This window comes from Citrobacter sp. Cpo012, from assembly GCF_030333015.1.
Classification (GTDB): Bacteria; Pseudomonadota; Gammaproteobacteria; order Enterobacterales; family Enterobacteriaceae; genus Citrobacter; species Citrobacter portucalensis.
The window spans coordinates 413,535-439,569 of the sequence record NZ_JAOWGR010000036.1; the positions used below are offsets into that span (position 1 = coordinate 413,535).

At 52.0% G+C, this 26,035-nt stretch carries 26 protein-coding genes; 15 read left to right on the forward strand and 11 right to left on the reverse strand.

Features of this window, described 5'->3' with window-relative positions:
- Nucleotides 1-51 precede the first annotated feature (51 nt).
- Both OGX90_RS08715 and fghA read right to left on the reverse strand, forming a co-directional pair.
- The gene (locus tag OGX90_RS08715) at nt 52-2,037 is read right to left on the reverse strand and encodes a ligand-gated channel protein (protein WP_003834514.1); all 1,986 of its coding nucleotides are present in this window, start codon (nt 2,035-2,037) and stop codon (nt 52-54) included.
- A gap of 279 nt (nt 2,038-2,316) precedes the next feature.
- Nucleotides 2,317-3,153 (reverse strand): S-formylglutathione hydrolase, encoded by an 837-nt coding sequence (gene fghA, locus OGX90_RS08720; RefSeq protein WP_286623548.1) that lies wholly within the window; start codon nt 3,151-3,153, stop codon nt 2,317-2,319.
- Nucleotides 3,154-3,475: 322 nt separating this feature from the next.
- Between fghA and folE the strand changes: the two genes are divergently transcribed.
- The 6 genes from folE (at nt 3,476) to mglC (ending at nt 10,396) form a co-directional block, all read left to right on the forward strand.
- Entirely contained in the window at nt 3,476-4,144 is a 669-nt protein-coding gene (folE, locus tag OGX90_RS08725; RefSeq protein WP_003027410.1) for a GTP cyclohydrolase I FolE, read from the forward strand.
- A 14-nt stretch (nt 4,145-4,158) separates the two neighbouring features.
- On the forward strand, nt 4,159-5,316 hold the full coding sequence (gene yeiB / locus OGX90_RS08730) for a DUF418 domain-containing protein YeiB (RefSeq protein WP_286623549.1): 1,158 nt from the start codon (nt 4,159-4,161) through the stop codon (nt 5,314-5,316).
- 144 nt (nt 5,317-5,460) lie between these two features.
- Nucleotides 5,461-6,486 carry an HTH-type transcriptional regulator GalS gene (galS, locus tag OGX90_RS08735; RefSeq protein ID WP_020996668.1) on the forward strand — a complete coding sequence of 342 codons (1,026 nt, stop codon included), beginning with the start codon at nt 5,461-5,463 and terminating at the stop codon, nt 6,484-6,486.
- A 293-nt stretch (nt 6,487-6,779) separates the two neighbouring features.
- On the forward strand, nt 6,780-7,778 hold the full coding sequence (gene mglB, locus OGX90_RS08740) for a galactose/glucose ABC transporter substrate-binding protein MglB (protein ID WP_003027399.1): 999 nt from the start codon (nt 6,780-6,782) through the stop codon (nt 7,776-7,778).
- Nucleotides 7,779-7,849: 71 nt separating this feature from the next.
- The gene (gene mglA / locus OGX90_RS08745) at nt 7,850-9,370 is read left to right on the forward strand and encodes a galactose/methyl galactoside ABC transporter ATP-binding protein MglA (RefSeq protein ID WP_003027396.1); all 1,521 of its coding nucleotides are present in this window, start codon (nt 7,850-7,852) and stop codon (nt 9,368-9,370) included.
- Nucleotides 9,371-9,385: 15 nt separating this feature from the next.
- Nucleotides 9,386-10,396 (forward strand): galactose/methyl galactoside ABC transporter permease MglC, encoded by a 1,011-nt coding sequence (gene mglC, locus OGX90_RS08750; RefSeq protein ID WP_003027393.1) that lies wholly within the window; start codon nt 9,386-9,388, stop codon nt 10,394-10,396.
- 51 nt (nt 10,397-10,447) lie between these two features.
- Here mglC and OGX90_RS08755 read toward each other — a convergent pair whose 3' ends face one another.
- The 6 genes from OGX90_RS08755 to OGX90_RS08780 all read right to left on the reverse strand — a co-directional run bounded on the left by OGX90_RS08755 (nt 10,448) and on the right by OGX90_RS08780 (nt 14,742).
- Nucleotides 10,448-10,687, reverse strand: coding sequence for a DUF2542 family protein (locus OGX90_RS08755; protein WP_003834502.1), 240 nt, complete (start codon nt 10,685-10,687; stop codon nt 10,448-10,450).
- 2 nt (nt 10,688-10,689) lie between these two features.
- Nucleotides 10,690-11,409: an outer membrane permeability protein SanA gene (sanA, locus tag OGX90_RS08760; RefSeq protein WP_003027383.1), complete on the reverse strand. Its 720-nt coding sequence runs from the start codon at nt 11,407-11,409 to the stop codon at nt 10,690-10,692.
- A 163-nt stretch (nt 11,410-11,572) separates the two neighbouring features.
- Nucleotides 11,573-12,457 carry a cytidine deaminase gene (cdd, locus tag OGX90_RS08765; RefSeq protein ID WP_032943994.1) on the reverse strand — a complete coding sequence of 295 codons (885 nt, stop codon included), beginning with the start codon at nt 12,455-12,457 and terminating at the stop codon, nt 11,573-11,575.
- Between the two features lie 148 nt (nt 12,458-12,605).
- Nucleotides 12,606-13,301, reverse strand: coding sequence for a CidB/LrgB family autolysis modulator (locus OGX90_RS08770; RefSeq protein ID WP_003027380.1), 696 nt, complete (start codon nt 13,299-13,301; stop codon nt 12,606-12,608).
- Nucleotides 13,298-13,702 (reverse strand): CidA/LrgA family protein, encoded by a 405-nt coding sequence (locus tag OGX90_RS08775; RefSeq protein ID WP_003834497.1) that lies wholly within the window; start codon nt 13,700-13,702, stop codon nt 13,298-13,300. Before OGX90_RS08775 ends, OGX90_RS08770 begins: the two co-directional genes overlap by 4 nt.
- Before the next feature lie 131 nt (nt 13,703-13,833).
- A complete protein-coding gene (locus OGX90_RS08780; protein ID WP_008785262.1) occupies nt 13,834-14,742 on the reverse strand; it encodes a LysR substrate-binding domain-containing protein in 909 nt (302 codons plus the stop codon).
- A 126-nt stretch (nt 14,743-14,868) separates the two neighbouring features.
- On the opposite strand from OGX90_RS08780, the gene mhbT reads away from it, so the two are divergent.
- From mhbT to dusC, 6 genes are all read left to right on the forward strand, one after another.
- Nucleotides 14,869-16,227, forward strand: a complete 1,359-nt coding sequence (gene mhbT, locus OGX90_RS08785) for a 3-hydroxybenzoate transporter MhbT (protein ID WP_286623551.1) — start codon at nt 14,869-14,871, stop codon at nt 16,225-16,227.
- A gap of 11 nt (nt 16,228-16,238) precedes the next feature.
- Entirely contained in the window at nt 16,239-17,276 is a 1,038-nt protein-coding gene (gtdA, locus tag OGX90_RS08790; protein WP_008785260.1) for a gentisate 1,2-dioxygenase, read from the forward strand.
- Nucleotides 17,277-17,291: 15 nt separating this feature from the next.
- Nucleotides 17,292-17,993: a fumarylacetoacetate hydrolase family protein gene (locus OGX90_RS08795; RefSeq protein WP_032943989.1), complete on the forward strand. Its 702-nt coding sequence runs from the start codon at nt 17,292-17,294 to the stop codon at nt 17,991-17,993.
- Nucleotides 17,994-18,001: 8 nt separating this feature from the next.
- On the forward strand, nt 18,002-18,646 hold the full coding sequence (maiA, locus tag OGX90_RS08800) for a maleylacetoacetate isomerase (RefSeq protein ID WP_003834489.1): 645 nt from the start codon (nt 18,002-18,004) through the stop codon (nt 18,644-18,646).
- Between the two features lie 14 nt (nt 18,647-18,660).
- Nucleotides 18,661-19,854, forward strand: coding sequence for a 3-hydroxybenzoate 6-monooxygenase (locus OGX90_RS08805; RefSeq protein WP_286623552.1), 1,194 nt, complete (start codon nt 18,661-18,663; stop codon nt 19,852-19,854).
- A gap of 61 nt (nt 19,855-19,915) precedes the next feature.
- Entirely contained in the window at nt 19,916-20,860 is a 945-nt protein-coding gene (gene dusC, locus OGX90_RS08810) for a tRNA dihydrouridine(16) synthase DusC (protein WP_048215919.1), read from the forward strand.
- Nucleotides 20,861-20,963: 103 nt separating this feature from the next.
- Here the strand turns inward: dusC and yohP are convergent, their stop codons facing one another.
- Both yohP and OGX90_RS08815 read right to left on the reverse strand, forming a co-directional pair.
- Entirely contained in the window at nt 20,964-21,047 is an 84-nt protein-coding gene (gene yohP / locus OGX90_RS23895; protein WP_015572324.1) for a small membrane protein YohP, read from the reverse strand.
- 70 nt (nt 21,048-21,117) lie between these two features.
- On the reverse strand, nt 21,118-21,852 hold the full coding sequence (locus tag OGX90_RS08815; protein ID WP_286623554.1) for a class I SAM-dependent methyltransferase: 735 nt from the start codon (nt 21,850-21,852) through the stop codon (nt 21,118-21,120).
- Nucleotides 21,853-22,021: 169 nt separating this feature from the next.
- Here OGX90_RS08815 and mdtQ point away from each other — a divergent pair, with 169 nt between their 5' ends.
- Nucleotides 22,022-23,461 carry a multidrug resistance outer membrane protein MdtQ gene (gene mdtQ, locus OGX90_RS08820; protein WP_111465331.1) on the forward strand — a complete coding sequence of 480 codons (1,440 nt, stop codon included), beginning with the start codon at nt 22,022-22,024 and terminating at the stop codon, nt 23,459-23,461.
- A gap of 37 nt (nt 23,462-23,498) precedes the next feature.
- Here mdtQ and OGX90_RS08825 read toward each other — a convergent pair whose 3' ends face one another.
- Nucleotides 23,499-24,068, reverse strand: coding sequence for a DedA family protein (locus tag OGX90_RS08825; RefSeq protein WP_003834476.1), 570 nt, complete (start codon nt 24,066-24,068; stop codon nt 23,499-23,501).
- Nucleotides 24,069-24,307: 239 nt separating this feature from the next.
- Between OGX90_RS08825 and OGX90_RS08830 the strand changes: the two genes are divergently transcribed.
- Together OGX90_RS08830 and pbpG are read left to right on the forward strand one after the other, a co-directional pair.
- Nucleotides 24,308-24,895, forward strand: coding sequence for a Yip1 family protein (locus OGX90_RS08830; RefSeq protein ID WP_003834475.1), 588 nt, complete (start codon nt 24,308-24,310; stop codon nt 24,893-24,895).
- A 180-nt stretch (nt 24,896-25,075) separates the two neighbouring features.
- A complete protein-coding gene (gene pbpG / locus OGX90_RS08835) occupies nt 25,076-26,023 on the forward strand; it encodes a D-alanyl-D-alanine endopeptidase (RefSeq protein ID WP_286623558.1) in 948 nt (315 codons plus the stop codon).
- Nucleotides 26,024-26,035 lie beyond the last annotated feature (12 nt).

Here is a 26,035-nt window from a genome sequence, read left to right on the forward strand (position 1 = left end):
ATAACAAAAACCCCGGCATGATGAGTACCGGGGTTTTTTATTGCGTCAGACTTAGAAGCTGTAAGTCATGCCAACCGTGTAACGACGTCCATCAAGGACGGTGTCGTAGGTATCGTAATCGATTTGTTTATCCAGCACGTTATACACGCCAGCGGTCATCAACAGATCCTTGGTAGCATAGTAACGTAAACCAACGTCGACCTGAGTATAGGACGGGGTGCCCTGTGCCATAGAGGTTCGGCTCAGGTATTCAGACGTTTTCCCGCGCAGATTCAGACGGCTCCAGAAACCGAGATCCTGCGTAGCCTGCCAGTCCAGCGTCGTGTTAAACATATGCTTCGGCATTTTGTTCAACGGCTGGCCAGAGAACTGACCGCTTTTCTGCTCAGATTCCGTGTAGGTGTAGTTCGCGGTCCAGTTGACGTCGGAGGTTATTTTCCAGCCGAAGGTGGATTCTACGCCGCGCATATTGGCTTTATCGACGTTAACGCGATCGCTGACGAAGTCATAATGGGTGCCGCCGATGGTGCAGGCCGGATCGGAACTGCTGTTACAACGGCGAACTTCGGTGATTTTGTTTTTAAAGTCGGTATTGAACAACGTAACGCCTGCGTTGAGGTCGTTGCCGTTATCCCACAGTAAACCGATCTCTTCGCTGAGGCTTTTCTCTGGCTTCAGATCCGGGTTGCCGACAATGATTCCGTTCAGACGGCCACCGCCGGTAACCTGTCCCCAACTGGCAGAAGACTGGCGCAGATCCGGTGCACGATAGCCCGCGGAAACGCCACCTTTTAAGGTCCACTGATCGCTCAGATGCCATACGCCATAGCCGCGTGGCGTCCAGTTGTCACCGTAGTTTTCATCCTTATCCATACGCAGACCGCCGGTCAGCGTGAAGGTATCGGTAACGGCCCATTCATCTTCAGCAAACAGCGCCCAGCTCCAGCGGGTCAGTTTGTTCAGTCCATCAGCCGCTTGCAGCTGGTTGCCGTTATCGCGTAGTTTTTCATAACGGTATTGCCCGCCCAACGTCAGGGTGTGCGCCCCAAGGAATACCTGGTTCTGGTTATTGAAAATCGTGTTGTAGGACTTCATCTGGCGACCGGGGTTGTCGGTCTCTTCCTGCTGGACATAGCTGGTGGAGTTGAAGTCGTCGTAATAACCGCTGTGGGTTATTGAGTACGTGGTGTGCACATACTTGTTTTCGCTTTTACTGTTGGGCTTACAGCTTCCGTTACGGCAGTTTTCCTCTGCCATGGATTTGCCTGGCGTACTGTCGCGATCCTGCAATTCACGTGCGTAATCGAAATCGATGTCGTTTTTATCATCTGGCGTAAAGTTCAGGGTTAATCCCCCGCTACGCATACGCTGTTCATTGTAGCCATTTACGATTTCATCTTCTGCGCGGTGGGAGAATAATCCGGTCACCTTCGCGCCAAGTAATCCGTCAATCAGTGGTCCAGACGCATAGGCGTTGGTCTGGTAAATATCGCCGGAGTCTCTGTCTTCCTGGAAAGTGGCATCGCCGTGCAAAGAGCCGGTCCAGGCTTTAGTATTCGACACTTTTTTGGTGATGACGTTAATGACGCCGCCCATCGCATCGGAGCCGTAGAGGGATGACATCGGGCCGCGGATTACCTCGATACGCTCGATGGATTCCAGCGGCGGCAGCCAACCTTGCTCAATACCTGAGTTGTCGCTGTTAGGACGTGTACCGCGGGTGCTGATGCGTTTACCGTTGACCAGGAAGAGTGTGTATTGCGAAGCCATACCGCGAATACTGATATCGCTACTGCTCCCCCCGCCAGTGACGACGACGCCAGGGACATCTTTTAGCGCATCGGTGACATCTCGATAGGCTTTGTCCTCAATCTGCTGCTTGGTAATAACAGATATTGAAGCCGGGGCATCCTGAATTTTCTGCTCGAAACCGGTAGCGGTAACGACCACGGTGTCTTGTTCAGCGGCATGGCCGAGTGATGGGAGGCAGGCGACGCATACTGCGGCAGCTACAGCCTTAACGTGAGGTATAGTCATTTGTATCATTCCATTTAAATGAATCAAACTGCGCGTCATGTGAAAGGCCATGACAATTGTATGTATTTGTCTTTTAAGGACTCTTTTCAGTAAAGAAGCGGGGGGATTGTACAAAAGTATGAATATTTGTAAACACAAATGATAATAGAAATCATTTGTGTTTGATGTGATTTGGAGTGAAATGCTTTTTTAATCAATAAGATAGTTGGGGAAGAAAAAAGGAGAAAAAGTGAAGGAATGATGGAGAAATGAAGAGGGCTTCCGCCCTCAACTCAGGAATTACTTCAGCAAATACTGGGCGTGGAAGCGCAGGTGATCCTCAATAAACGACGCAATAAAGTAATAGCTGTGGTCGTAACCAGGCTGGATGCGTAGCGTCATTGGCCATGCGGTCTGACGGGCAGTTTCGGCCAGTACCGCGGGCTGCAGCTGATCGGCAAGAAACTGATCGCTGTCTCCCTGATCGATTAACGTCGGAATCGCGTCTGCGGGTTTGCTGGCCAGCATTAACGCGCAGCTATCCCACTCTGCCCACTGTGTTTTATCTTCGCCCAGATAAGCGCTAAAAGCCTTCTCACCCCACGGAACGCGACAAGGGTTTACGATCGGCGCAAAGGCGGAAACGCTGGTGTATCTCCCGGGATTTTTCAGCGCCATAATCAATGCGCCGTGGCCGCCCATGGAGTGTCCGCTGATGGCGCAGCGATCGCTGACGTTAAACTGCGACTGAATCAGTGCCGGAAGCTCATCACGCAGATAGTCATACATACTAAAATGCGTTGCCCACGGCTGCTGGGTGGCATTGAGGTAAAATCCGGCCCCTTGACCTAAATCGTAGCCGTCATCGTTGGCAACCTGCTCGCCGCGCGGGCTGGTGTCCGGCATCACTAGAACAATACCCAGCTCAGCTGCAATGCGCTGCGCGCCTGCTTTGGTGGTGAAGTTTTCATCATTACAGGTCAGGCCCGACAGCCAGTACAGCACCGGAGGTGCGGCGTTATCACGGGGTGGTGGAAGAAAAATACTGAAGGTCATGGCGCAATTTAACGTGGCGGAGTCGTGACGCCAGCGTTGCTGCCAGCCTTCAAAACAGCGGTGCTCTTCAAGCATTTCCATGCGTGGCTCCTTGTTGTGTTGAACCTGAATGTGTTTGCGAACTCATCATAATACAGATTATTCATAGCACTGTGAGTAACTTTCACTTCCGCATTGAGCAAACATACTTCATCATCTATATAACTTTACATTAACACTCGACGTCACCGGGCTGAACGACAAGTGAAATCAGCAACGCTGAAAGGCTGTGCCAATTTCAATAATTATCACGGTGAATACTGGATTATGTGCGCCGCCTCACGCACAATGTTCTGGCTGTGACACAGCCTAAAAACTTTGCCCCATGCAGGGCAGAGGCGCCCCACCTGCAGGAGAAGAAGAAATGTCATCACTCAGTAAAGAAGCGGCACTGGTTCATGAAGCGCTGGTTGCGCGTGGTCTCGAAACCCCGCTGCGCCCGCCCGTGCAAGAGATGGATAACGAAACACGCAAACGTCTTATCTCTGGCCATATGACCGAGATTATGCAATTGCTCAATCTCGATTTGAGCGATGACAGTCTGATGGAAACTCCGCATCGCATTGCGAAAATGTATGTCGATGAGATTTTCTCCGGCCTCGATTACGCCAACTTCCCGAAAATCACCGTCATTGAAAACAAAATGAAGGTGGACGAGATGGTCACGGTTCGTGATATCACGCTGACCAGCACCTGCGAACACCACTTTGTCACTATCGATGGCAAAGCGACGGTGGCGTATATTCCGAAAGATTCGGTCATTGGTCTGTCGAAGATTAACCGCATTGTGCAGTTCTTTGCACAGCGTCCGCAGGTACAGGAACGTCTGACTCAGCAAATTCTCACCGCGCTGCAAACGCTGCTCGGGACGAATAATGTGGCGGTATCGATTGATGCGGTGCATTACTGTGTGAAAGCGCGCGGCATTCGCGATGCGACCAGTGCGACCACCACCACTTCTCTTGGCGGATTGTTTAAGTCCAGCCAGAACACGCGTCAGGAATTCCTGCGCGCAGTACGTCATCACAACTGATTAGGGCAGGAACCATGGAGCGTAATGTCACGCTGGATTTTATTCGTGGCGTTGCCATTCTTGGTATCCTGCTTCTCAATATTAGCGCCTTTGGCTTGCCGAAGGCGGCATATCTCAATCCCGCGTGGTATGGCGACATTACCTTATCTGACGCCTGGACCTGGGCGCTGCTCGATCTCTTCGCGCAGGTAAAATTCCTCACGCTGTTTGCTCTGCTGTTTGGTGCTGGTCTGCAAATGCTGCTCCCGCGTGGTAAACGCTGGATCCAGTCGCGGCTTACGTTGCTGGTGCTGTTGGGATTCATTCACGGTTTACTCTTCTGGGATGGCGATATCCTGCTGGCATATGGCTTGATCGGCCTGATTTGCTGGCGGCTGATCCGGGATGCGCCGTCGGTGAAAAGCTTGTTTAACACCGGCGTGGTGCTTTATTTGGCGGGCGTTGGTGTATTGCTGCTGTTGGGTGTGATCTCCGGGAGCGAAACCAGCCGGGCCTGGACGCCGGATGCTTCAGCGCTGCTGTATGAAAAATACTGGAAAGTGAACGGCGGAATGGAAGCAATCAGCAATCGCGTGGATATGATGTCCAATAGCTTGCTGGCGTTAGGCGCGCAATATGGCTGGCAACTGGCGGGGATGATGCTACTCGGCGCAGCATTGATGCGTAGCGGCTGGCTAAAAGGGCAGTACAGTTTGCAGCATTATCGACGCACTGGCGTTCTGCTGGTTATTATCGGCATGGCGATTAACCTGCCTGCTATCATCGCTCAGTGGCAACTGGACTGGTCCTACCGCTGGTGTGCCTTCCTGTTACAAGCCCCGCGAGAGTTGGGTGCGCCTTTGCAAACCATTGGTTATGCCGCGCTGATGTTTGGTTTCTGGCCGCAGCTTAGTCGCTTCAAATGGGTCATTGCTATCGCCTGTGTGGGGCGCATGGCATTAACCAACTATCTGTTACAAACCTTAATCTGCACCACGTTGTTTTATCAGGCTGGTTTATTTATGAAATTTGACCGGCTGGAGCTGCTGTTTTTCGTCATCCCTGTCTGGGCGATTAACTTACTTTTCTCTGTCATATGGCTGCGTTTTTACCGCCAGGGCCCGGTGGAATGGCTGTGGCGTCAATTAACCCTGCGTGCTGCGGGGACATCATTACCGCGAACATCCAGATAACGATCTGGATCACATTCATTAACAAAATGGATGTAAGCGCTTTCATTCCTGTGACATCACTCACGCAGTCCGTTTCATTGTGCTGACAAAATACCCAGCCTGGGGTGTCTGTGGGCAGCCGCAATCTAAAACAGGGCAGTGAATATGGTAACCATTCGTGATGTGGCACGGCAGTCTGGCGTTTCTGTAGCGACCGTTTCCCGCGTACTGAACAACAGTGCGCTGGTGAGTCCCGATACGCGTGAAGCGGTAATGAAGGCAGTCACTCAGCTTGGCTATCGACCTAATGCCAACGCACAAGCACTGGCGACGCAGGTAAGCGACACGATTGGTGTTGTCGTCATGGATGTATCAGATGCGTTTTTTGGCGCGCTGGTAAAAGCCGTGGATATGGTTGCCCAGCAGCATCAGAAGTATGTCCTGATTGGCAACAGCTACCATGAGGCGGAAAAAGAACGTCATGCCATTGAGGTGTTGATTCGCCAACGCTGTAACGCGCTGATTGTACATTCTAAAGCACTGAGCGATCGGGAGCTGGCCGAGTTTATGGATCAAATTCCCGGCATGGTTCTGATCAACCGCCTTGTTCCTGGCTACGCACACCGTTGCGTCTGCCTGGATAACATCAGCGGTGCCAAAATGGCTACCCGAATGCTGCTAAATAATGGTCATCAACGCATCGGTTATCTGGCATCAAGCCACCGTATTGAAGATGACGCCATGCGCAAAGAAGGGTGGTTAACTGCCCTGCAAGAGCAGGGGATTGTTGCGGCAGAAAGCTGGGTCGGCACCGGTTCGCCCGATATGCAGGGCGGAGAGTCCGCGATGGTGGAACTGCTGGGGCGTAACTTACAACTGACGGCGGTCTTTGCTTACAACGACAATATGGCAGCCGGCGCGCTGACTGCGCTAAAAGATAACGGCATCGCTATTCCATTACACCTTTCTATCATTGGCTTCGATGATATTCCCATCGCGCGTTACACCGATCCGCAGCTAACCACTGTGCGCTATCCCATTGCCTCAATGGCAAAAATGGCGACGGAGCTTGCGCTACAGGGTGCGGCTGGCACGTTGGATCCGCAGGCGTCGCATTGTTTTATGCCAACGCTGGTGCGTCGTCACTCAGTAGCGCTGCGGCAGAATGCGGCACCGATCACTAACTCATAACGTTGCGCGATGTAACCGCTTTCAATATGTGAGTAAATTCACAGTATATTAACAATGCGATAGCTATGATGACACTGTTTGTTGCGCTGTAACTACTATGTAACGGTGAATAATCACTTTCATCGAGGTATAGGTGCCTTAAACAAAAATTAAAGCCTGTTTTTGGAGCGTTGCCAGACACGGAAGAAATATTTTTTAAAAGTGAGCTTCGGCGTTCAGTAACACTTCAGTAACGTTCTGCCTGCCGAGCATTTATCTCAAGTACTACCCTGCATAATAAAACCGGAGATACCATGAATAAGAAGGTGTTGACCCTGTCTGCTGTAATGGCAAGCATGTTATTCGGCGCGGCTGCGCACGCTGCTGATACCCGCATTGGTGTGACTATCTATAAGTATGACGATAACTTTATGTCTGTAGTACGTAAGGCTATTGAAAAAGATGCCAAAGCGGCACCAGATGTACAGCTGCTGATGAACGACTCGCAGAACGACCAGTCCAAACAAAACGATCAGATCGACGTGCTGCTGGCAAAAGGCGTTAAAGCACTGGCGATTAACCTGGTTGACCCGGCAGCTGCTGGCACGGTCATTGAAAAAGCACGCGGACAGAACGTACCGATCGTATTCTTCAACAAAGAACCTTCTCGTAAAGCGCTGGACAGCTATGACAAAGCGTATTACGTCGGTACCGACTCTAAAGAGTCCGGCATTATTCAGGGTGATTTGATTGCCAAACACTGGGCAGCTAACCCGAACTGGGACCTGAACAAAGACGGCAAAATTCAGTTTGTTCTGCTGAAAGGCGAACCGGGACACCCGGATGCTGAAGCACGTACCACTTACGTGATTAAAGAGCTGAACGACAAAGGCATTAAAACTGAGCAGCTGCAGTTAGATACTGCAATGTGGGATACCGCTCAGGCGAAAGATAAGATGGATGCGTGGATGTCTGGTCCAAACGCGAACAAAATTGAAGTGGTTATCGCTAACAACGATGCGATGGCAATGGGTGCAGTTGAAGCGCTGAAAGCGCACAACAAAACCAGCGTACCAGTATTTGGTGTGGATGCGCTGCCTGAAGCGCTGGCTCTGGTGAAATCTGGCGCCATGGCCGGTACCGTCCTGAACGATGCCAACAACCAGGCGAAAGCCACCTTTGATCTGGCGAAAAACCTGGCTGACGGCAAAGGTGCGGCAGATGGCACTAACTGGAAAATTGAGAACAAGATTGTTCGCGTTCCGTACGTAGGTGTCGATAAAGATAATCTGGCAGAGTTCACCAACAAATAAATACTCCGTATGTGGGCGCAATTTCATTGCGCCCTTAATAACGCACTCTGCAAGGCCAACAAGGTATAATTATGGTCAGCACACATACTCAGTCGTCAGGCGAATACTTGTTGGAAATGACCGGCATCAACAAGTCCTTCCCCGGCGTTAAGGCGCTTGATAATGTCAATTTAAAAGTCCGCCCGCATTCTATTCACGCCCTAATGGGAGAGAATGGCGCGGGGAAATCAACATTATTGAAATGTCTTTTCGGCATCTATCAAAAAGATTCCGGCAGTATTTTATTTCAGGGTAAAGAAATCGATTTTCATTCTGCGAAAGAAGCGCTCGAAAATGGTATTTCGATGGTACACCAGGAATTAAACCTGGTATTACAACGTTCTGTAATGGACAACATGTGGCTGGGACGCTATCCCACCAAGGGCATGTTTGTCGATCAGGAAAAAATGTACCGTGATACCAAAGCGATATTTGATGAACTGGATATTGATATCGATCCGCGTGCGCGTGTCGGCACATTATCTGTTTCACAAATGCAGATGATTGAAATTGCGAAAGCATTCTCCTATGACGCCAAAATCGTCATCATGGATGAGCCAACTTCATCGTTAACTGAAAAAGAAGTTAACCATCTGTTCACCATCATCCGTAAGCTGAAAGAGCGTGGATGCGGTATTGTCTATATCTCTCACAAAATGGAAGAAATCTTCCAGCTGTGCGATGAAATTACCGTTCTGCGCGATGGCCAGTGGATTGCGACCCAGCCGCTGGAAGGGCTGGATATGGATAAGATCATCGCCATGATGGTCGGACGTTCACTGAACCAACGTTTTCCGGATAAAGAAAACAAACCTGGTGAAGTCATTCTGCAAGTGCGTAACCTGACCTCGCTGCGCCAGCCGTCGATTCGTGATATCTCGTTTGATTTGCACAAAGGGGAGATTCTTGGGATTGCAGGTCTGGTAGGCGCAAAACGCACGGATATCGTTGAAACGCTTTTTGGTATTCGTGAGAAATCATCAGGTACGATTACGCTACACGGCAAAAAAATTAATAATCACAGTGCAAATGAAGCCATCAACCATGGTTTTGCACTGGTCACGGAAGAGCGCCGTTCCACCGGTATTTATGCGTATCTGGACATTGGTTTTAACTCGTTAATTTCCAATATCCAAAACTATAAAAACAAAGTTGGTCTGTTGGATAATTCCCGCATGAAGAGTGATACCCAGTGGGTAATTGACTCCATGAGGGTAAAAACACCGGGTCATCGTACGCAAATCGGTTCACTTTCTGGCGGTAATCAGCAAAAGGTGGTTATTGGTCGTTGGTTATTAACGCAGCCAGAAATTCTGATGCTGGATGAACCGACGCGTGGAATCGATGTTGGCGCGAAATTTGAAATTTATCAGTTGATTGCCGAACTCGCGAAAAAGGATAAGGGGATTATTATTATTTCCTCTGAAATGCCGGAGCTGCTGGGTATTACCGATCGTATTCTGGTGATGAGCAATGGTCTCGTTGCTGGAATTGTTGACACTAAAACAACAACGCAAAACGAAATCCTCCGTCTTGCGTCTTTGCACCTTTAAGATTAGGGGCTCCTCATGAGTGCGTTAAATAAGAAAAGTTTTCTTACTTACCTGAAAGAAGGCGGAATTTACGTTGTTCTTTTGGTTTTGCTGGCGATTATTATTTTCCAGGATCCCACTTTCTTAAGCTTACTGAACCTGAGTAATATTCTCACGCAATCCTCGGTGCGTATTATTATCGCATTGGGTGTGGCTGGACTGATTGTTACCCAAGGGACCGACCTGTCGGCGGGGCGTCAGGTTGGCCTGGCGGCAGTGGTGGCGGCAACTCTGTTGCAGTCGATGGAGAATGCCAACAAGGTGTTCCCGGAAATGGCGACGATGCCGATCATTGTAGTGGTGCTGATTGTCTGCGTGATTGGCGCCATTATCGGTCTGGTGAACGGTATTATCATTGCTTATCTGAACGTAACGCCGTTTATTACCACACTGGGTACGATGATTATCGTTTACGGGATCAACTCCCTGTACTACGACTTCGTCGGTGCATCGCCAATTTCTGGCTTTGACAGCGGATTCTCAACCTTTGCGCAGGGCTTTATTGCACTGGGCAGTTTCCGACTCTCCTACATCACTTTCTATGCGCTGATTGCGGTGGCCTTTGTGTGGGTGCTGTGGAACAAGACTCGCTTCGGTAAAAACATTTTCGCCATCGGCGGAAACCCGGAAGCTGCGAAAGTGTCCGGTGTAAACGTTGCGCTGAACCTGCTGATTATCTATGCGTTGTCTGGCGTGTTCTATGCCTTCGGTGGTTTGCTGGAAGCCGGACGTATCGGCTCAGCGACCAACAACCTCGGCTTTATGTATGAGCTGGATGCGATTGCGGCGTGCGTGGTTGGCGGCGTGTCGTTCAGCGGCGGGGTAGGTACCGTGTTTGGCGTAGTGACCGGTGTGATTATCTTCACCGTCATCAACTACGGTTTGACCTACATCGGCGTGAACCCATACTGGCAGTATATTATCAAGGGCGGCATTATTATCTTCGCGGTCGCGCTGGACTCACTGAAGTACGCGCGTAAGAAGTAATCTGGGAAGAGAAAAATAAAACCGGTGCAGAGGCGTTCTGCATCGGTTTTTTTATTTGATAAAGAGTAACCAGATACCAGTGAACAATGCACCAATGGCCATACCGAAATAAACGATGATATAGCTCCAGTAAGTGCTGGGTTCTTTAGCGCGAGAAATGATCATTGGCGTCTGCGAACCTTTCACTGTTTTCTCGACGATACCGGAACGTAGTCCCTTCAGGCCTTCTCTGCACGTCCAGAGAACAATCATCAGTACGCCAATAACGATAAAGATCGTTTTTCCTTCCATGCTTATTTTCCTTGTTTCTTTTGTAATTCGAGTAATTGTTCAGGCGTGACCGCCGGATACCCCTGCGCATCGTCCGGTACCTGATGCATGGTAGGGATGGGCACCAGTGGACCTAAAAAACGGGGCTCACGTTTGAAAATGTAGAGATCGGCGAGTGCGCCAAAACGCGCGCCAAATTCACGAACCCGCACGGTGAGCATATCTTTTGGCGAAGGTACGGCGTAGCACTGGGCCTGGATACCCATATGCAGCGCAATAAACAAGGCGCGCTCACAGTGGAATCGTTGAGTAATAATGATGAAATCGTTGGTGTCGAACACCTTGCGGGTACGCACGATGGAGTCAAGCGTCCGAAACCCGGCGTAATCAAGCACGATGTCAGCGGGATCGACGCCTGCGGCAATCAGATCCTTACGCATCGTCATGGGTTCGTTATAGCTTTGCTGGGCATTGTCGCCGCTTAACAGCAGATAGTTTACCTTCCCGCTGTTATAGGCGTTCAATGCGCCCTGAATACGGTAGCGGTAATACTGATTGATGACGCCGGTGCGGTAATACTTCGCCGTGCCCAGAACCACACCGACCTGGCGGTAGGGCAAATCCTGCAGTTCGTCGTAAATGTAGGGAGCCGTCTTCCAGCTCATCCACCGATCGAGTCCAAGCACAGTCAAAAGCAGCAAGCCTAGCAGGACTAACAGGCTGTAAAACACGCGCTTTAACATGCAGAAAACTCGTTATTTGGATGGAATTTCAATCAGGCTACTGTACCGGAAGACGTAGCGCAAGAAACAGCAGTCTGATTGAGGGGATTTTAGGCATTCTGCATAGTGCCGGATAGCGGTGTAAACACCTTATCCGGCCTACGAACCGGCGTTATTGAGTCGATTAACCCAGGAGAACGCGCTCAATATTATTGCAGCCCAGTGCTTTCAGCGTGGCGGAGGTCGCATCCCACTGAATCAACGGCGCGTCGGCTTTTTCAGCCAGCACGGCGCGTTGGATATCTGGATAATCATAACCGTTCAGATTCAACAGGTTTAACGCGCCTTGCAGCGGTGGCAGGGTCGGGTTAAAGGCGGCATTTTCAGCATAGCTGCCGCTAAAAATACGGCCATCTTTACACTCCAGCGCCACGCCGCTTGGGGATTTGCTGTACGGCATATGACATCTGTTGGCAGCAGTGATTGCCGCTTGGGTCAACGCATCGCCCTGCAGCGCGAAGCCGTGATCCTGATCGTCCATCAGCAGCGTTTTAATCTCCAGATCTTTCGGGCCGAAGGCATCTGGCAGGTAATCACGCAGCATGTGTGGCGCACGTCCCGGCAGATGAATCCGTAAATCCAGTCCGCTGTTCAGTTCGTTCATAAACTGGCGACAGTGGCCGCACGGCGTGTAGTTGACGGTGATGGCGGCGAGCCCTTTTTCACCGCGCAGCCAGGCGTGGCTGATAGCGCTTTGCTCGGCATGAACAGTTTGCTGCATGGTCGCGCCCAGGAACTCCATGTTCCCACCGAAGTACCAGTTGCCGCTGATGCCGCGAGAAATTGCCCCAACGTTGAAGTTGGACAGCGGAGTACGTGCGCAGGCCGCAGCCAGCGGCAGCAGAGCGAATGCCAGCGCGTCTTCGTCCAGTCCCGATTCGCGTTTCAGCAAAGAGACCTGCTCAGCAGTCAGCATGGCGGGGAAATGCACATCCGCCAGAACAGGGGCCAGGGCTGATTGCAAGTTATCCGCGAGTTGGGCAAAAGCAGTTTGAAAACGTGGATGCATGGCGATGCCTCATAACAATGTAATGGAATCGTAGTTTACGGGCCTGTTATGGCTTTATATGTGATCCAAATCTCATTGTGTATGCAACTTATGAAACTTAAATGAAAAATGTGCAACGCATCGCAAATAAATAGCTAAAAAATGAAGATTAACCCACCACTGCCAGAATAATCGGGAACAGGAACGGGGCTACCAGCGAGGTAATAATGCCGCAGATGACCAGCGCCAGTGAGCTAAACGCACCTTCCTGATAGTCCAGTTCCGCACAGCGTGCGGTGCCCAGGGCGTGCGACGCGGTGCCCATTGCCAGCCCACGAGCGGCCTTAGTGCGGATACGCATGGCATTGAGTAACGTATGACCAAATACCGCCCCGAGAATGCCGACAAAAATGACGCATACGGCGCTGATCGCCGGAATGCCGCCAATACTGCCTCCCACGGCCATAGCGATAGGCGTGGTGACCGATTTTGGCATGATAGACGCGGCAATTTGCGGCGATGCGCCCATCAACAAGGCGATTGTTGTACCTGTTACCATCGCCACAACGCTCCCGGCAAAACAGATAGCAATGATTGATTTCCAGCGGGCACGAATCTGGTGCAACTGTTCGTATAACGGATAGGCCAGCGCGACCACGGCAGGTTGCAGCAAATCGTTCAGCACTTCGCTGCCTTTGAAATAGTGATCGTAGGGAATACCTGTCAGCAGCAGAATGGGAATAATTACCACCATGGCGACCAGCAGAGGGTTCAGCAAAGGCATTTTAAAGCGAGCTGCCAGCTTACGTGCGCCAAAAAATACCGCCAGCGTAAGAGGTAATGACCACCAGATATACGACATCATTTTTTTGCTTTAGCCTCTTTTTGCCCAACGATTTTGCGCTCACCGTGCACAATGTGCGAGCTCCAGCTCACCACCAGGAAAACGACCAGCGTACTGATGGTACAAGACACCACCACCGGACCAAATTGCGCGCGCAGCAGGTCAAAGTACTGCATGATCCCCACGCCAATCGGGACAAACAACAGGGCCATATAGCGAATCAGCACGTAGCAGCCGGGGTTAACCCATTTTGCCGGTAACACCTGCAAAGCCAGTAAGACAAACAGAATCAGCATGCCGATAATGCTGCCCGGAATGGTGATAGGGAGTAGCGATGCAAGAAAAATACCTGCATAGAGGCAGGCATAAATCAGGACGAATGCGCGCAAATATTGCCAGATAACGTTCAGTGCTTTGCTCATAGTTGAAACCCTTGACGAGACTGATTCATCATACAATTAAACTTAAAAACGTGCTACCGATCACATCATGAATTCTAAGCATAGAGGAAATAGATATCTGGAACATCGGGCGATGGCCCTAACTCTCCGCGCTAAACTTGTGCCAGGTAGTACAGAAAACGATTCAGGGCGGTAGTAGGCGTTTCGTTGTTGCGCCAGAATACGCCGACGCTGCCTTTTTGTTCAATCTTCGGCAGATTCAGGATAGCCAGTTGTCCCTGGGCGGCATACCGTTGTGCCAGCCGTAGAGAAAGAATAGAGATCATGTCGCTACTTTGCAGCAGGTTGGTACTGACGTTGATTGATGCCGATTCAATGATGTTTTCCGGCAACATTACGCCGTTATCAACCAGCGCGTTATCAATGCTTATCCGGATAGGGGTTCCTGTCGGCCAGACAATCCAGCGCCAGTTAGCCAGATCGTGCCAGGTGAGCAGGGGATATTTTGCCAAGGGATGATCGGGGCGGGCGACGAAACAGACCGGCTCGGTATACAGCACCTGATAATTGAGCGGCAACTGAAGCGCCCGACCGCCGACCCGACCGACGACGACATCCACCGAACCCGCGAGCAGATCGTGCAGCAGCGGGGTCATCACTTTCTCTTCAATATTTAGATGCAGGGTTGGCAGTTCTGTGAGCAAACCCAGTATTGCCTGTGAAACACAGTCGGTCGCTACCGGCGAGCAGCCAATCTTCAGACTCCCTACAAGGCCGCCTTGCTTAAAACGGGCGATTTCATACTGCGAACGCTCCATATCATTGATCAGGCGTTGGGCATGTTGCAGTAGCAACTTGCCGCCTTCGGAAGGACGCAAGCCTTTACTGTGACGTTCAAAGAGCGTGATGCCAATCTCATCTTCGAGCTGTGATAACCATTTCGACAACGCGGGCTGGGTGATATTCATCATCCGGGCGACGTGCGTCAGATTTCCCTGTTCGCCCAGCGCGATAAGCGTTTGCAGGTGTTGCAACTTCAGTTTCTGCGCCCAGTTTGCCATTTGCTATAACCTCCAGGTTATGCCTCTGCATGAAAAGCCATTGTACATTTCATCTCCAAACATACAAAGTCGCAACATACCTAAAACAAAACAGACATCTACTCTACCTGCACTGAGGCATTCACTATGACTCAACAACGTGATCTACAAGCACTGATCGATTCCGCCCCCGTCGGTAAGACCCAGTGGCGCGTTATCATCTGCTGTTTTCTGGTTGTCATGCTCGACGGATTTGATACCGCGGCGATTGGTTTTATCGCACCCGATATTCGCACTCACTGGCAGCTTACTGCCGGCGATCTGGCACCGCTGTTTGGTGCAGGTCTGCTGGGGCTGACCGCTGGCGCGCTGCTCTGTGGCCCGCTGTCCGACCGTTTTGGCCGCAAACGAGTGATAGAACTCTGCGTGGCGCTGTTCGGTGCGCTTAGTCTAATTTCGGCTTTTTCACCCGATCTGCAAACGCTGGTTATTTTGCGCTTTCTTACCGGCTTAGGGCTGGGCGGCGCGATGCCGAATACCATTACTATGACCTCGGAATACCTGCCCGCGCGTCGGCGTGGCGCACTGGTCACCATGATGTTCTGTGGCTTTACTCTGGGATCGGCAATGGGCGGTATCGTCAGCGCACAGCTGGTGCCGGTGATTGGTTGGCACGGCATTCTGGTGCTGGGAGGCGTTCTACCGCTAATGTTATTTGTTGCTCTGCTGTTTGCGCTACCGGAATCCCCGCGCTGGCAGGTTCGTCGTCAACTGCCGCAAAACGTGATTGCCAGAACCGTCAGTGCCATCACCCGGGAACGTTATGACAATACCCATTTTTATCTCAACGAGGGTGCCGCAATTGCTAAAGGCAGCATTCGCCAGCTGTTCGTTGGGCGACAGCTGCCTATTACTCTGATGCTATGGGTAGTGTTCTTTATGAGCCTGCTGATTATTTATCTGCTCTCCAGCTGGATGCCAACGCTGCTTAACCATCGTGGAATTGATCTGCAGCATGCCTCCTTGGTAACTGCCGCCTTCCAGATTGGAGGAACGCTGGGGGCACTGGCGCTGGGCGTGCTGATGGACAAATACAATCCTTTCCGCGTGCTGGCCGTGAGTTATGCGCTGGGCGCAGTGTGCATCGTCATGATTGGCCTGAGCGAAAACGGTCTGTGGCTGATGGCACTGGCTATTTTTGGCACCGGCATCGGCATCAGCGGTTCTCAGGTTGGTCTTAATGCGTTAACCGCCACGCTTTATCCGACACAAAGCCGGGCGACGGGCGTCAGCTGGTCTAATGCAGTGGGGCGCTGCGGCGCGATTGTCGGCTCGCTTTCCGGCGGGGTGATGATGGCGATGAATTTCTCATTCGATAACCTGTTTTTCATTATTGCCGTCCCGGCGGCCATCAGCGCGGTAATGCTTACGCTGCTGACGGTTGTTATCCGCCAGTCGGCCTCTGCCTCAAATACTCTGCCACGCGCAGGTGTTGTGAATGAATAAGGAGAATCCCTATGTCTGAACTGAATCAGGACGTTAAGAACAGCCGTCAGCAGTTTTACCAGCATATTTCCGGGCAGAATCTGACCCCGCTGTGGGAGTCGCTGCACCGCCTGGTGCCGCCAACACCGAACGCACATTGCGCGCCTGCGTACTGGAACTATCAGGAGATCCGCCCGCTGCTGCTGGAAAGTGGCGATCTGATTGGCGCGAAAGAGGCGATTCGCCGCGTGCTGGTGCTGGAGAACCCAATGCTGCGTGGACAGTCTTCAATCACCCCAACGCTGTACGCGGGATTGCAGTTAATTATGCCGGGCGAGGTTGCGCCGAGTCATCGTCATAATCAGTCTGCACTGCGCTTTATTGTCGAAGGGAAAGGCGCATTTACCGCCGTGGATGGTGAGCGCACCCAAATGCATGAAGGCGATTTTATTCTGACGCCGCAGTGGCGCTGGCACGATCACGGCAACCCGGGCAGTGAACCGGTGGTGTGGCTGGACGGTCTGGACCTGCCGTTGGTGAACCTGCTGGGCTGTGGCTTTGCGGAAGACTACCCGGAAGATCAGCAGCCGGTCACGCGCAAGGAAGGGGATTACTTACCGCGCTACGCGGCCAATATGCTGCCGCTGCGTCATCAGAAAGGTAACTCATCGCCGATTTTTAACTATCGCTACGATCGCAGCCGTGAAGCACTGCATGACCTGACGCGCATGGGCGACGCCGATGAGTGGGACGGTTACAAGATGCGTTACGTCAACCCGGTAACCGGCGGTTATCCCATGCCTTCGATGGGAACCTTCCTGCAACTGTTGCCGCAGGGCTTTTCCTCACGAATGGCGCGTACCACCGACAGCACTATCTACCACGTGGTGGAAGGATGTGGGCAGGTCACCATTGGTAACGAGACCTTCAACTTTTCGCCAAAAGATATCTTTGTGGTGCCAACCTGGCACGGCGTGTCGTTCCAGACCCACGAAGATACCGTCTTATTCAGTTTTTCGGACAGACCGGTTCAGGAAGCACTGGGGTTGTTCCGCGAAGCACGCTATTAATTTGGGAGAGAGAAAATGACGCAATACGTATTTGAACCACAAGCGCCTGTTACCGTTCCGGTTGTTGGCTGTGATGAACAATTTCCTGTGCGCCGTGTTTACTGCGTGGGCCGTAACTATGCCGCCCATGCCCGTGAAATGGGCTTTGATCCGGATCGCGAACCGCCGTTCTTTTTCTGTAAACCTGCCGATGCGGTAGTCCCGGTGGCGGCTGGTCAGATCCTCGAACTGCCGTACCCATCGCAAACCGATAACTATCACTATGAGATAGAGCTGGTGGTGGCGATTGGCAAAAAAGGCAGTGATATTCCGCTGGAAAAAGCGCACGAATATATCTGGGGCTATGCCACCGGTCTGGATATGACTCGTCGTGATCGGCAGATGGAGATGCGGCAGATGGGGCGTCCGTGGGAAATTGGCAAAGCGTTTGATCTCTCCGCGCCCATCGCGCCGCTGCATAAAGCCAGCGAAAGTGTGGATGTTAACAATGCGCCAATCTGGTTGCAGGTCAACGGCGACGATCATCAGCGTAGCGATATTCGCCACCTCATCTGGTCTGTGAATGAAACCATCAGCTATCTGTCTGGTTTCTTTGAACTGCAGCCGGGCGATCTGATCTATACCGGCACCCCAGAAGGCGTGGGGGCGGTAGTGAAAGGGGATGTGATCACCGGAAACGTAGACGGTTTAACCCCCATCGCCGTGAAGATTGTCTGAGGTGGATGATGAAGCTGTACAGTTTCTTTAATAGCTCGGCGTCATATCGGGTGCGCATTGCGCTGGCGCTGAAGGGGCTGGATTACCAGACGGTGGGTGTCAACATTCGCATCGGTCAGCAGAACGAACTGGCCTACCGACGGATGAACCCGGTGGGACTGGTGCCGACTCTGGTGACCGATGACGGAGAATCACTTGGGCAGTCGCTGGCAATAATTGACTGGCTGGATGGTCACTTTCCGCAAACACCACTGCTGCCTGCCGACTTCCCGGTGCGCAGTAAGGTGCTGGAAATTGTCTATGCCATCGCCTGTGATATCCACCCGGTGAATAACATGCGGGTACTGCGCTACCTGAGCGAAGAGTTAAAGGTCAGTGAAGAAGATAAAAAACGTTGGTATGCACACTGGATCCAGCAAGGGTTAAGTGCGGTGGAACAGATGCTGCGCCAGAGTCATTCGGGGAAGTTCTGCGTGGGTGATGCGCCGACGCTGGCGGATTGCTGTCTGATCCCACAGTGGGCGAATGCGTTACGTATGGGGTGCGATCTGAGCGGATATCCGCGCTGTAAGGCGGTATATGATGCCTGTACTCAGCTTCCGGCGTTTATCGCCGCCGCGCCCGAGAATCAACAAGATAAAATTCCAGCCTGATAAGGAGAACGACAATGGCTAAAGTGACACGCGCAATTATCGTGGGTGGCGGGATTGGCGGCGCGGCGACCGCGCTATCGCTGGCTCGTCAGGGCATTAAAGTGATGTTGCTGGAGAAAGCGCACGAGATTGGTGAAATTGGCGCGGGTATTCAGCTCGGGCCGAATGCATTCTCTGCTCTGGACAGCCTTGGCGTGGGGGAAGTCGCCCGTCAGCGCGCCGTTTTCACCGACCACATTACGATGATGGATGCGGTAAACGCAAAAGAGGTGATCCGCATTGAAACCGGCCAGGCGTTCCGCGATCACTTTGGCGGTCCTTATGCGGTTATCCATCGGGTGGATATTCATGCTTCTGTGTGGGAAGCGGCGCTGGTGCATCCTAACGTTGAGTATCGCACTTCAACTAACGTGGTCGATATTCGCCAGACCGAGAATAACGTGACGGTATTTGACGAGCATGGCAACAGCTGGACTGCGGATATTTTGGTGGGCTGTGACGGTGTAAAATCGGTCGTTCGTCAGTCTCTGATTGGCGATGCACCACGGGTTACCGGACACGTGGTCTATCGCGCCGTGATTGATTGCGATGATATGCCGGAAGATTTACGCATTAACGCACCGGTGCTGTGGGCCGGACCACACTGTCACCTGGTGCACTATCCGCTGCGCGGTGGTAAGCAATATAACCTGGTGGTGACCTTCCACAGTCGTCAGCAGGAAGAGTGGGGCGTGAAGGATGGCAGCAAAGAGGAAGTGCTCTCCTATTTTGCGGGTATTCATCCGCGCCCGCGTCAGATGCTGGATAAACCGACGTCATGGCGGCGCTGGTCCACCGCTGACCGCGAGCCGGTAGAAAAATGGGGAACCGACCGCATCACGCTGGTGGGGGATGCCGCGCACCCGGTGGCGCAATATATGGCGCAGGGTGCCTGTATGGCGTTGGAAGACGCGGTAACGCTCGGTAAAGCGCTACAGCACTGTGATGGCGATGCGGCTGATGCCTTTGCGCTGTATGAGTCGGTGCGTATTCCGCGTACCGCACGCATCGTCTGGTCAACGCGTGAAATGGGCCGTGTCTACCACGCCGCAGGCGTCGAGCGTCAGGTACGTAATCTGCTGTGGAAAGACAAATCGCAGGTGGAGTTTTATCGCGGTATGGAATGGCTGTACGGTTGGAAAGAAGATAACTGCCTGTTGCCGCGCTGAGCCTCTTTAATCTCCCGAACGGAGGCGCTACCATAGCGCCTCTTTTTTTGCGGGTGACGATATGCGTGTTTTACTGGCGCCGATGGAAGGCGTGCTCGACTCACTGGTGCGCGAGCTGCTGACTGAAGTGAATGATTACGATCTGTGCATCACCGAGTTTGTGCGCGTGGTGGATCAGCTCCTGCCGGCAAAAGTATTTCATCGACTCTGCCCGGAACTGCATAACAACAGCCGGACGCCATCCGGCACGTTGGTTCGCATTCAGCTGTTAGGACAGTATCCGCAGTGGCTGGCGGAGAATGCCGCGCGCGCGGTAGAACTGGGCTCATACGGTGTCGATCTAAACTGTGGCTGTCCATCGAAGCTGGTGAACGGTAGCGGCGGTGGCGCAACGTTATTGAAAGATCCTGAGCTTATCTACCGGGGCGCAAAAGCTATGCGCGAGGCGGTCCCGGCTCATCTTCCGGTGACAGTGAAAGTTCGTCTGGGCTGGGACAACAGCGACCGGCAGTTTGAAATTGCCGATGCCGTCCAGCAGGCTGGCGCCAGCGAACTGGCCGTGCATGGCCGAACCAAGGAGCAGGGCTATAAAGCCGAACATATCAACTGGCAGGCGATCGGTGAGATCCGCCAGCGGCTTTCCATTCCGGTTATCGCGAATGGCGAAATCTGGGACTGGCAGAGCGCCCAGGATTGTATGGCCATCAGCGGATGTGATGCGGTGATGATCGGACGTGGCGCATTAAATATTCCGAACCTGAGCCGCGTGGTGAAATACAACGAGCCGCGTATGCCGTGGCCTGAAGTCGTGACGCTGTTGCAAAAATATACCCGACTTGAAAAGCAGGGGGACACAGGGCTGTATCATGTAGCGCGGATTAAGCAGTGGTTAGGGTATTTGCGCAAAGAATATTCAGAGGCAACAGAACTGTTTCAGGAAATTCGTGCGTTAAATAATTCGCCGGATATCGCACGTGCGATTCAGGCTATCGAGATTACTGCCTGAACTCAGCTCCAGTAGGCCGGATATGGCGTTTACGCCGCCATCCGGCATCAGAGAGAATAATAGCCTGAGATTTCTGCTATCAGGCCTGGGCGAAATGACGACATCAGAAAATCATCTTAAACACGCCTGTTACCACCAATAGCCCAATCAGAAAAATAATCAGAATTACCCACAGCAGAATTTTCATTAACTTTCCTTTTTTTGGTAAGTTCAGATTGAGTATAGGAAAGTATCAATCATTCTGCCTGGAGGCGTTGTTATGCTGGTTTACGTGCGCTGAGCAGAAACACCATCGGCCGCTCTTTTTCTTCATCTAAAGCCGGGTTTTCAGCAATCTGTTGCGCGGACGGTCCCCATTCATCGACACAGACGATCTCGAATCCGGCGGCAATCAGCGCATTAATCCAGGTCGCCAGCTTACGGTGCTGTTTTTTGACGCCTTTAGCAAACCAGTTACTGATGCGCTCACCTTCCTGCTGATAATGATTAACCGGCCAGGACAGCTGCCCGGATTTATCTTTTATCCAACCCTGATTAAGCGGTGCGGTATAAATTGGATGCTCGGCAGAGAAAACTAACATACCGCCTGGTGTTAATGACTGGTAAATGGTTACGAATAATCGTTCTATATCGTGCAAATAGTGCAGGGCAAGCGAGCTATAAACCAGGTCAAAAGAATTTGGGGACAGGGTTAGCGTTTCGAGATCTTCACGCTGATAAACGATGCCATTACCCTGCGTCATACTGTGTGCCTGGGTTAACATTTTTTGTGAAATATCCAGTCCCATTACGCTGGCTGCCTGATTATCGCGCGCGTAGCGGCAAAACCAACCATATCCACAGCCCAAATCAAGAATATTTTTGCCTTGAAGAGAGGGGAGCATCGCTTGTATTGTCGGCCATTCTGGCGCGCCGTCGAGTCCCTTTACTGAACGATCCAGCGTGGCATATCCGGCAAAGAACTCAGGATTGTCATAGATATTCTGTGACATAACATCTCCATCCATTAATTATTAAAATTATTTAATCTATATTATTCACTAGGTGTATATTTTGCTGATTATATATTTTTATTGCCAAAGATGTATTGCCACGCGTAACTAAAAAAGCAACAGCGACAAGTCGTAATCTCTGCACATCTTTTCTTACCTGTATATCTCCATGAATCGTAATTCTGTGTTTGTCACGACGGCATTGTTGCCGCTTTTTGTTCTGATGTCTGGCTGCGCGCCGATGCATGATGACCGCCAGTCTCTGTCACAGCAGACGCCTGCCGCAAATGTCGATACCACATTGCCTGCCGCGTTAAAAAATGGCTGGCCGGACAGCCAGTGGTGGAAGGCATATCACGACCCCCAGCTTAATGCGTTGATTGACAGCACGTTGCGAAATTCTCCTGATATGCAGGTCGCGGAACAGCGCATTCAACTGGCGGAGGCGCAGGCTAAGGCCGTGGAAGCACAAGATGGCCCGGAGATTGACTTCTCCGCAGACGTTGAGCGTCAGAGAATGTCAGCCGAAGGGCTGATGGGGCCGTTTGCCATTACCGATCCGGCCGCCGGGACGACAGGGCCGTGGTACACCAACGGTACTTTTGGTTTAACCGCCGGCTGGAATCTGGATCTGTGGGGTAAGAATCGGGCCGAAGTGACTGCGCGTATAGGGGCCGTTAAGGCACGTGAGGCTGAGCGCGAGCAAACCCGGCAACTGCTGGCGAGCGGTGTCTCCCGTCTTTACTGGGAATGGCAGACGCAGGCCGCGCTGAAAACCGTGCTGACGCAAATCGAAAGCGAGCAGCAAAATGTGATTACCGTCGATCGTCAACTGTATCAAAACGGCCTCACTTCTTCGGTGGAAGGCGTCGAAACCGATATCGATTCCAGCAAAACAGAGCAGCAGCTGAATGATGTCAGCGGTAAAATGAAGGTGATTGAGGCGCGCCTAAGCGCGCTGAGCAACTCGCAGTCCGTTGCCCTGAAGCTCCATTCGACCAAACTGCCCGTGGTTGAAAGTCAGCTCCCGCCCCAACTAGGTTATTCGCTGCTGGCCCGTCGACCAGATTTGCAGGCAGCACACTGGTACATTGAGTCATCGCTGAGCAGCATTGATGCGGCGAAAGCGGCGTTTTATCCCGATGTGAATCTGATGGCATTTTTACAACAGGATGCGTTACATCTGAGTGACCTGTTCCGCCATTCCGCGCAGCAAATGGGCGTAACCGCCGGGCTGACGCTGCCTATCTTTGACAGTGGCAGGCTGAATGCGAATCTCGATATTACGAAAGCGCAAAGTAACCTGACGGTGGCGAATTACAACAAAGCTGTGGTGGATGCGGTGAATGACGTGGCACGTGCGGCATCGCAGGTAGAAACACTGGCGCAGAAAAATCAGCATCAGCAGCAGATTGAACATGACGCTCAGCGCGTAGTGGGGCTGGCACAGGCGCGCTTTAATGCGGGTATTATTGCGGGCTCCAGGGTTAGCGAGGCAAAGATCCCGGCATTACGTGAGCAGTGCAACGGTCTACTTTTGCAAGGCCAATGGCTGGATGCTTCAATTCAGTTGACCAGCGCGCTGGGCGGCGGTTATCACGCATCCTGATTGTTCGGCCCGACGGTGTTCCGCTGTCGGGCCATCTTCATTGCGCTTTACGCGTGCTTCGGCGTTTCATCCACCAGCGGACGCCCGCGACTATCCCGATAACCAGCACCAGCCAGATGCCATGCTTGATATGCTGGTCGAGGCTGTGCAGCCACGGCGCGATCACTTCACCACCGACGTAGCCGAGGGTGGTAAATAGCAATGCCCAGACAAACGCGCCAAGAATATTCAGCGGTAAAAATATCTTCGGCGGCAGGTGACTGGCGCCAATCAGTAAGGGACCAATAACGCGAAAGCCGTACATAAAGCGCGTACCGACCACAAACAGGTAAGGACGCCGTTGGATCATTTTCTGCGCATAATGAATTTTCGCCTGATGGCGCGAGAAACGACGCAGAATTTTGCCGCCAAAACGACGTCCGAGTAAATAGAGCAACTGATCGCCAATCATCCCACCTAGTGCGACCGAGAGTACCACCAGCGGGAATTTCAGGACTCCCTGATGCGCCACGACGCCGCCTAACAGGGTAATGGTTTCACCTTCCGCCAGGCTGCCGATGATTAACGCAGCATAGCCGTACTGCGCAACATAATGCGTTATATCCATACGTTGTATGACCTCCACGGTAATAGCATACACCCTATGAATACTTGATGCCGTAAAAGACGCATAGTAGCGCTTAACGTCGTTCCGTTCCCTAATGCCTGATGGCGCTTCGCTTATCAGGCCTACGGCTTACACACTTTTTACCCGGCGCTTCGGTATTTTTCATGTGTGCATAAAATAATCAAAAGCTGAATTATACTTGAAGTGTTGAGGTCCGGAGCTGACAAGAAGGGGGCGGTATGAACCATGTCTGGGGGCTGTTTTCCCATCCCGATCGTGAAATGCACGTGATCAACAGCGAAAACGAAAGTGTTTCGCATCACTATACCCACCATGTACTGCTGATGGCGGCAATCCCGGTTGTTTGCGCGTTTATCGGTACCACGCAAATCGGCTGGAATTTTGGCGATGGCAATATCCTGAAGTTATCTCTGTTGACCGGATTTGCGATGGCAATTCTGTTTTACGGGGTGATGCTGGCAGGCGTCGCCGTCATGGGCCGGGTTATCTGGTGGATGGCACGTAATTACCCGCAGCGTCCCTCGCTGGCGCATTGTATGGTGTTTGCCGGATATGTCGCGACACCGCTGTTTTTAAGCGGATTGGTCGCACTTTATCCGCTGGTCTGGCTGTGCGCATTGGTGGGGACCATTGCGTTGTTTTACACCGGTTATTTACTCTATCTCGGCATTCCGACGTTCCTGAATATCTCTAAAGAGGAAGGCCTGAGCTTTTCCAGTTCGACGCTGGCGATCGGTGTGCTGGTACTGGAAGTTCTGCTGGCGATTACGGTAATCCTGTGGGGTTACGGCTATCGGTTATTCTGACGGATAAACCTGTCTGCGCTGCGTTGTTGACGTAAAAGTCAGCAACGCAGCATTTCGAGACGATTCTCCTGTGGCGGCAAACCTGCCGGATCGCTATGATGCCTGAGCTAGCTTGAGATAATACTTAGTCTCTGGCGGTGTGCGTTGTGACGTGCGTGAACCATTATCAGAAATCTCATCATGCTGAAATTCCGAGTTTCATTATTAAGCCTTGCCCTGGTGCTGGCCGTTCCTTTTGCACCCCAAGCCGTGGCTAAAACGGCAACTACCGCAGCAGCTTCTCAGCCTGAGATAGCGTCCGGTAGCGCGATGATTGTTGATCTGAATACCAACAAAGTTATCTATTCGAACCACCCGGACCTTGTGCGTCCGATTGCGTCGATTACCAAATTAATGACCGCGATGGTAGTGCTTGATGCACGACTGCCGTTGGATGAGAAGCTGAAAGTTGATATCAGCCAGACGCCGGAAATGAAAGGCATCTACTCTCGTGTGCGACTGAACAGTGAAATTAGCCGTAAAGACATGCTGCTGCTGGCGCTGATGTCATCAGAAAACCGTGCGGCGGCGAGCCTGGCGCATCATTACCCTGGCGGTTATAACGCGTTTATTAAGGCCATGAATGCCAAAGCGAAAGCGCTCGGCATGACTCAGACACGCTTTGTGGAACCAACCGGCTTATCGATTCATAACGTCTCGACCGCTCGTGATTTAACCAAGCTGCTGATCGCCAGCAAGCAGTATCCGCTGATTGGCCAGTTAAGCACCACGCGTGAAGATATGGCGACCTTTGCCAACCCGGCTTATACGCTGCCATTCCGTAACACCAACCATCTGGTATACCGCGATAACTGGAATATTCAGTTAACCAAAACCGGGTTTACCAATGCGGCAGGCCACTGTCTGGTGATGCGCACCATGATCAATAACAAACCGGTGGCGCTGGTGGTGATGGATGCGTTCGGTAAATATACCCACTTTGCCGATGCCAGCCGTTTACGTACCTGGATCGAAACGGGCAAGGTGATGCCGGTTCCGGCAGCGGCGCTGAGCTATAAAAAGCAAAAAGCGGCGCAGATGGCAGCGGCGGGTTCAGCGACGAGCGAGCAAACTGCACAGAACGATTAAATAAGACACCTC

Bases quoted from the DNA above. Each gene is read 5' to 3' on its own strand.
- OGX90_RS08715 (WP_003834514.1), bottom strand. From the start codon at position 2,037: ATGACTATACCTCACGTTAAGGCTGTAGCTGCCGCAGTATGCGTCGCC.
- fghA (WP_286623548.1), bottom strand. From the start codon at position 3,153: ATGGAAATGCTTGAAGAGCACCGCTGTTTTGAAGGCTGGCAGCAACGC.
- folE (WP_003027410.1), top strand. From the start codon at position 3,476: ATGTCATCACTCAGTAAAGAAGCGGCACTGGTTCATGAAGCGCTGGTT.
- yeiB (WP_286623549.1), top strand. From the start codon at position 4,159: ATGGAGCGTAATGTCACGCTGGATTTTATTCGTGGCGTTGCCATTCTT.
- galS (WP_020996668.1), top strand. From the start codon at position 5,461: ATGGTAACCATTCGTGATGTGGCACGGCAGTCTGGCGTTTCTGTAGCG.
- mglB (WP_003027399.1), top strand. From the start codon at position 6,780: ATGAATAAGAAGGTGTTGACCCTGTCTGCTGTAATGGCAAGCATGTTA.
- mglA (WP_003027396.1), top strand. From the start codon at position 7,850: ATGGTCAGCACACATACTCAGTCGTCAGGCGAATACTTGTTGGAAATG.
- mglC (WP_003027393.1), top strand. From the start codon at position 9,386: ATGAGTGCGTTAAATAAGAAAAGTTTTCTTACTTACCTGAAAGAAGGC.
- OGX90_RS08755 (WP_003834502.1), bottom strand. From the start codon at position 10,687: ATGGAAGGAAAAACGATCTTTATCGTTATTGGCGTACTGATGATTGTT.
- sanA (WP_003027383.1), bottom strand. From the start codon at position 11,409: ATGTTAAAGCGCGTGTTTTACAGCCTGTTAGTCCTGCTAGGCTTGCTG.
- cdd (WP_032943994.1), bottom strand. From the start codon at position 12,457: ATGCATCCACGTTTTCAAACTGCTTTTGCCCAACTCGCGGATAACTTG.
- OGX90_RS08770 (WP_003027380.1), bottom strand. From the start codon at position 13,301: ATGATGTCGTATATCTGGTGGTCATTACCTCTTACGCTGGCGGTATTT.
- OGX90_RS08775 (WP_003834497.1), bottom strand. From the start codon at position 13,702: ATGAGCAAAGCACTGAACGTTATCTGGCAATATTTGCGCGCATTCGTC.
- OGX90_RS08780 (WP_008785262.1), bottom strand. From the start codon at position 14,742: ATGGCAAACTGGGCGCAGAAACTGAAGTTGCAACACCTGCAAACGCTT.
- mhbT (WP_286623551.1), top strand. From the start codon at position 14,869: ATGACTCAACAACGTGATCTACAAGCACTGATCGATTCCGCCCCCGTC.
- gtdA (WP_008785260.1), top strand. From the start codon at position 16,239: ATGTCTGAACTGAATCAGGACGTTAAGAACAGCCGTCAGCAGTTTTAC.
- OGX90_RS08795 (WP_032943989.1), top strand. From the start codon at position 17,292: ATGACGCAATACGTATTTGAACCACAAGCGCCTGTTACCGTTCCGGTT.
- maiA (WP_003834489.1), top strand. From the start codon at position 18,002: ATGAAGCTGTACAGTTTCTTTAATAGCTCGGCGTCATATCGGGTGCGC.
- OGX90_RS08805 (WP_286623552.1), top strand. From the start codon at position 18,661: ATGGCTAAAGTGACACGCGCAATTATCGTGGGTGGCGGGATTGGCGGC.
- dusC (WP_048215919.1), top strand. From the start codon at position 19,916: ATGCGTGTTTTACTGGCGCCGATGGAAGGCGTGCTCGACTCACTGGTG.
- yohP (WP_015572324.1), bottom strand. From the start codon at position 21,047: ATGAAAATTCTGCTGTGGGTAATTCTGATTATTTTTCTGATTGGGCTA.
- OGX90_RS08815 (WP_286623554.1), bottom strand. From the start codon at position 21,852: ATGTCACAGAATATCTATGACAATCCTGAGTTCTTTGCCGGATATGCC.
- mdtQ (WP_111465331.1), top strand. From the start codon at position 22,022: ATGAATCGTAATTCTGTGTTTGTCACGACGGCATTGTTGCCGCTTTTT.
- OGX90_RS08825 (WP_003834476.1), bottom strand. From the start codon at position 24,068: ATGGATATAACGCATTATGTTGCGCAGTACGGCTATGCTGCGTTAATC.
- OGX90_RS08830 (WP_003834475.1), top strand. From the start codon at position 24,308: ATGAACCATGTCTGGGGGCTGTTTTCCCATCCCGATCGTGAAATGCAC.
- pbpG (WP_286623558.1), top strand. From the start codon at position 25,076: ATGCTGAAATTCCGAGTTTCATTATTAAGCCTTGCCCTGGTGCTGGCC.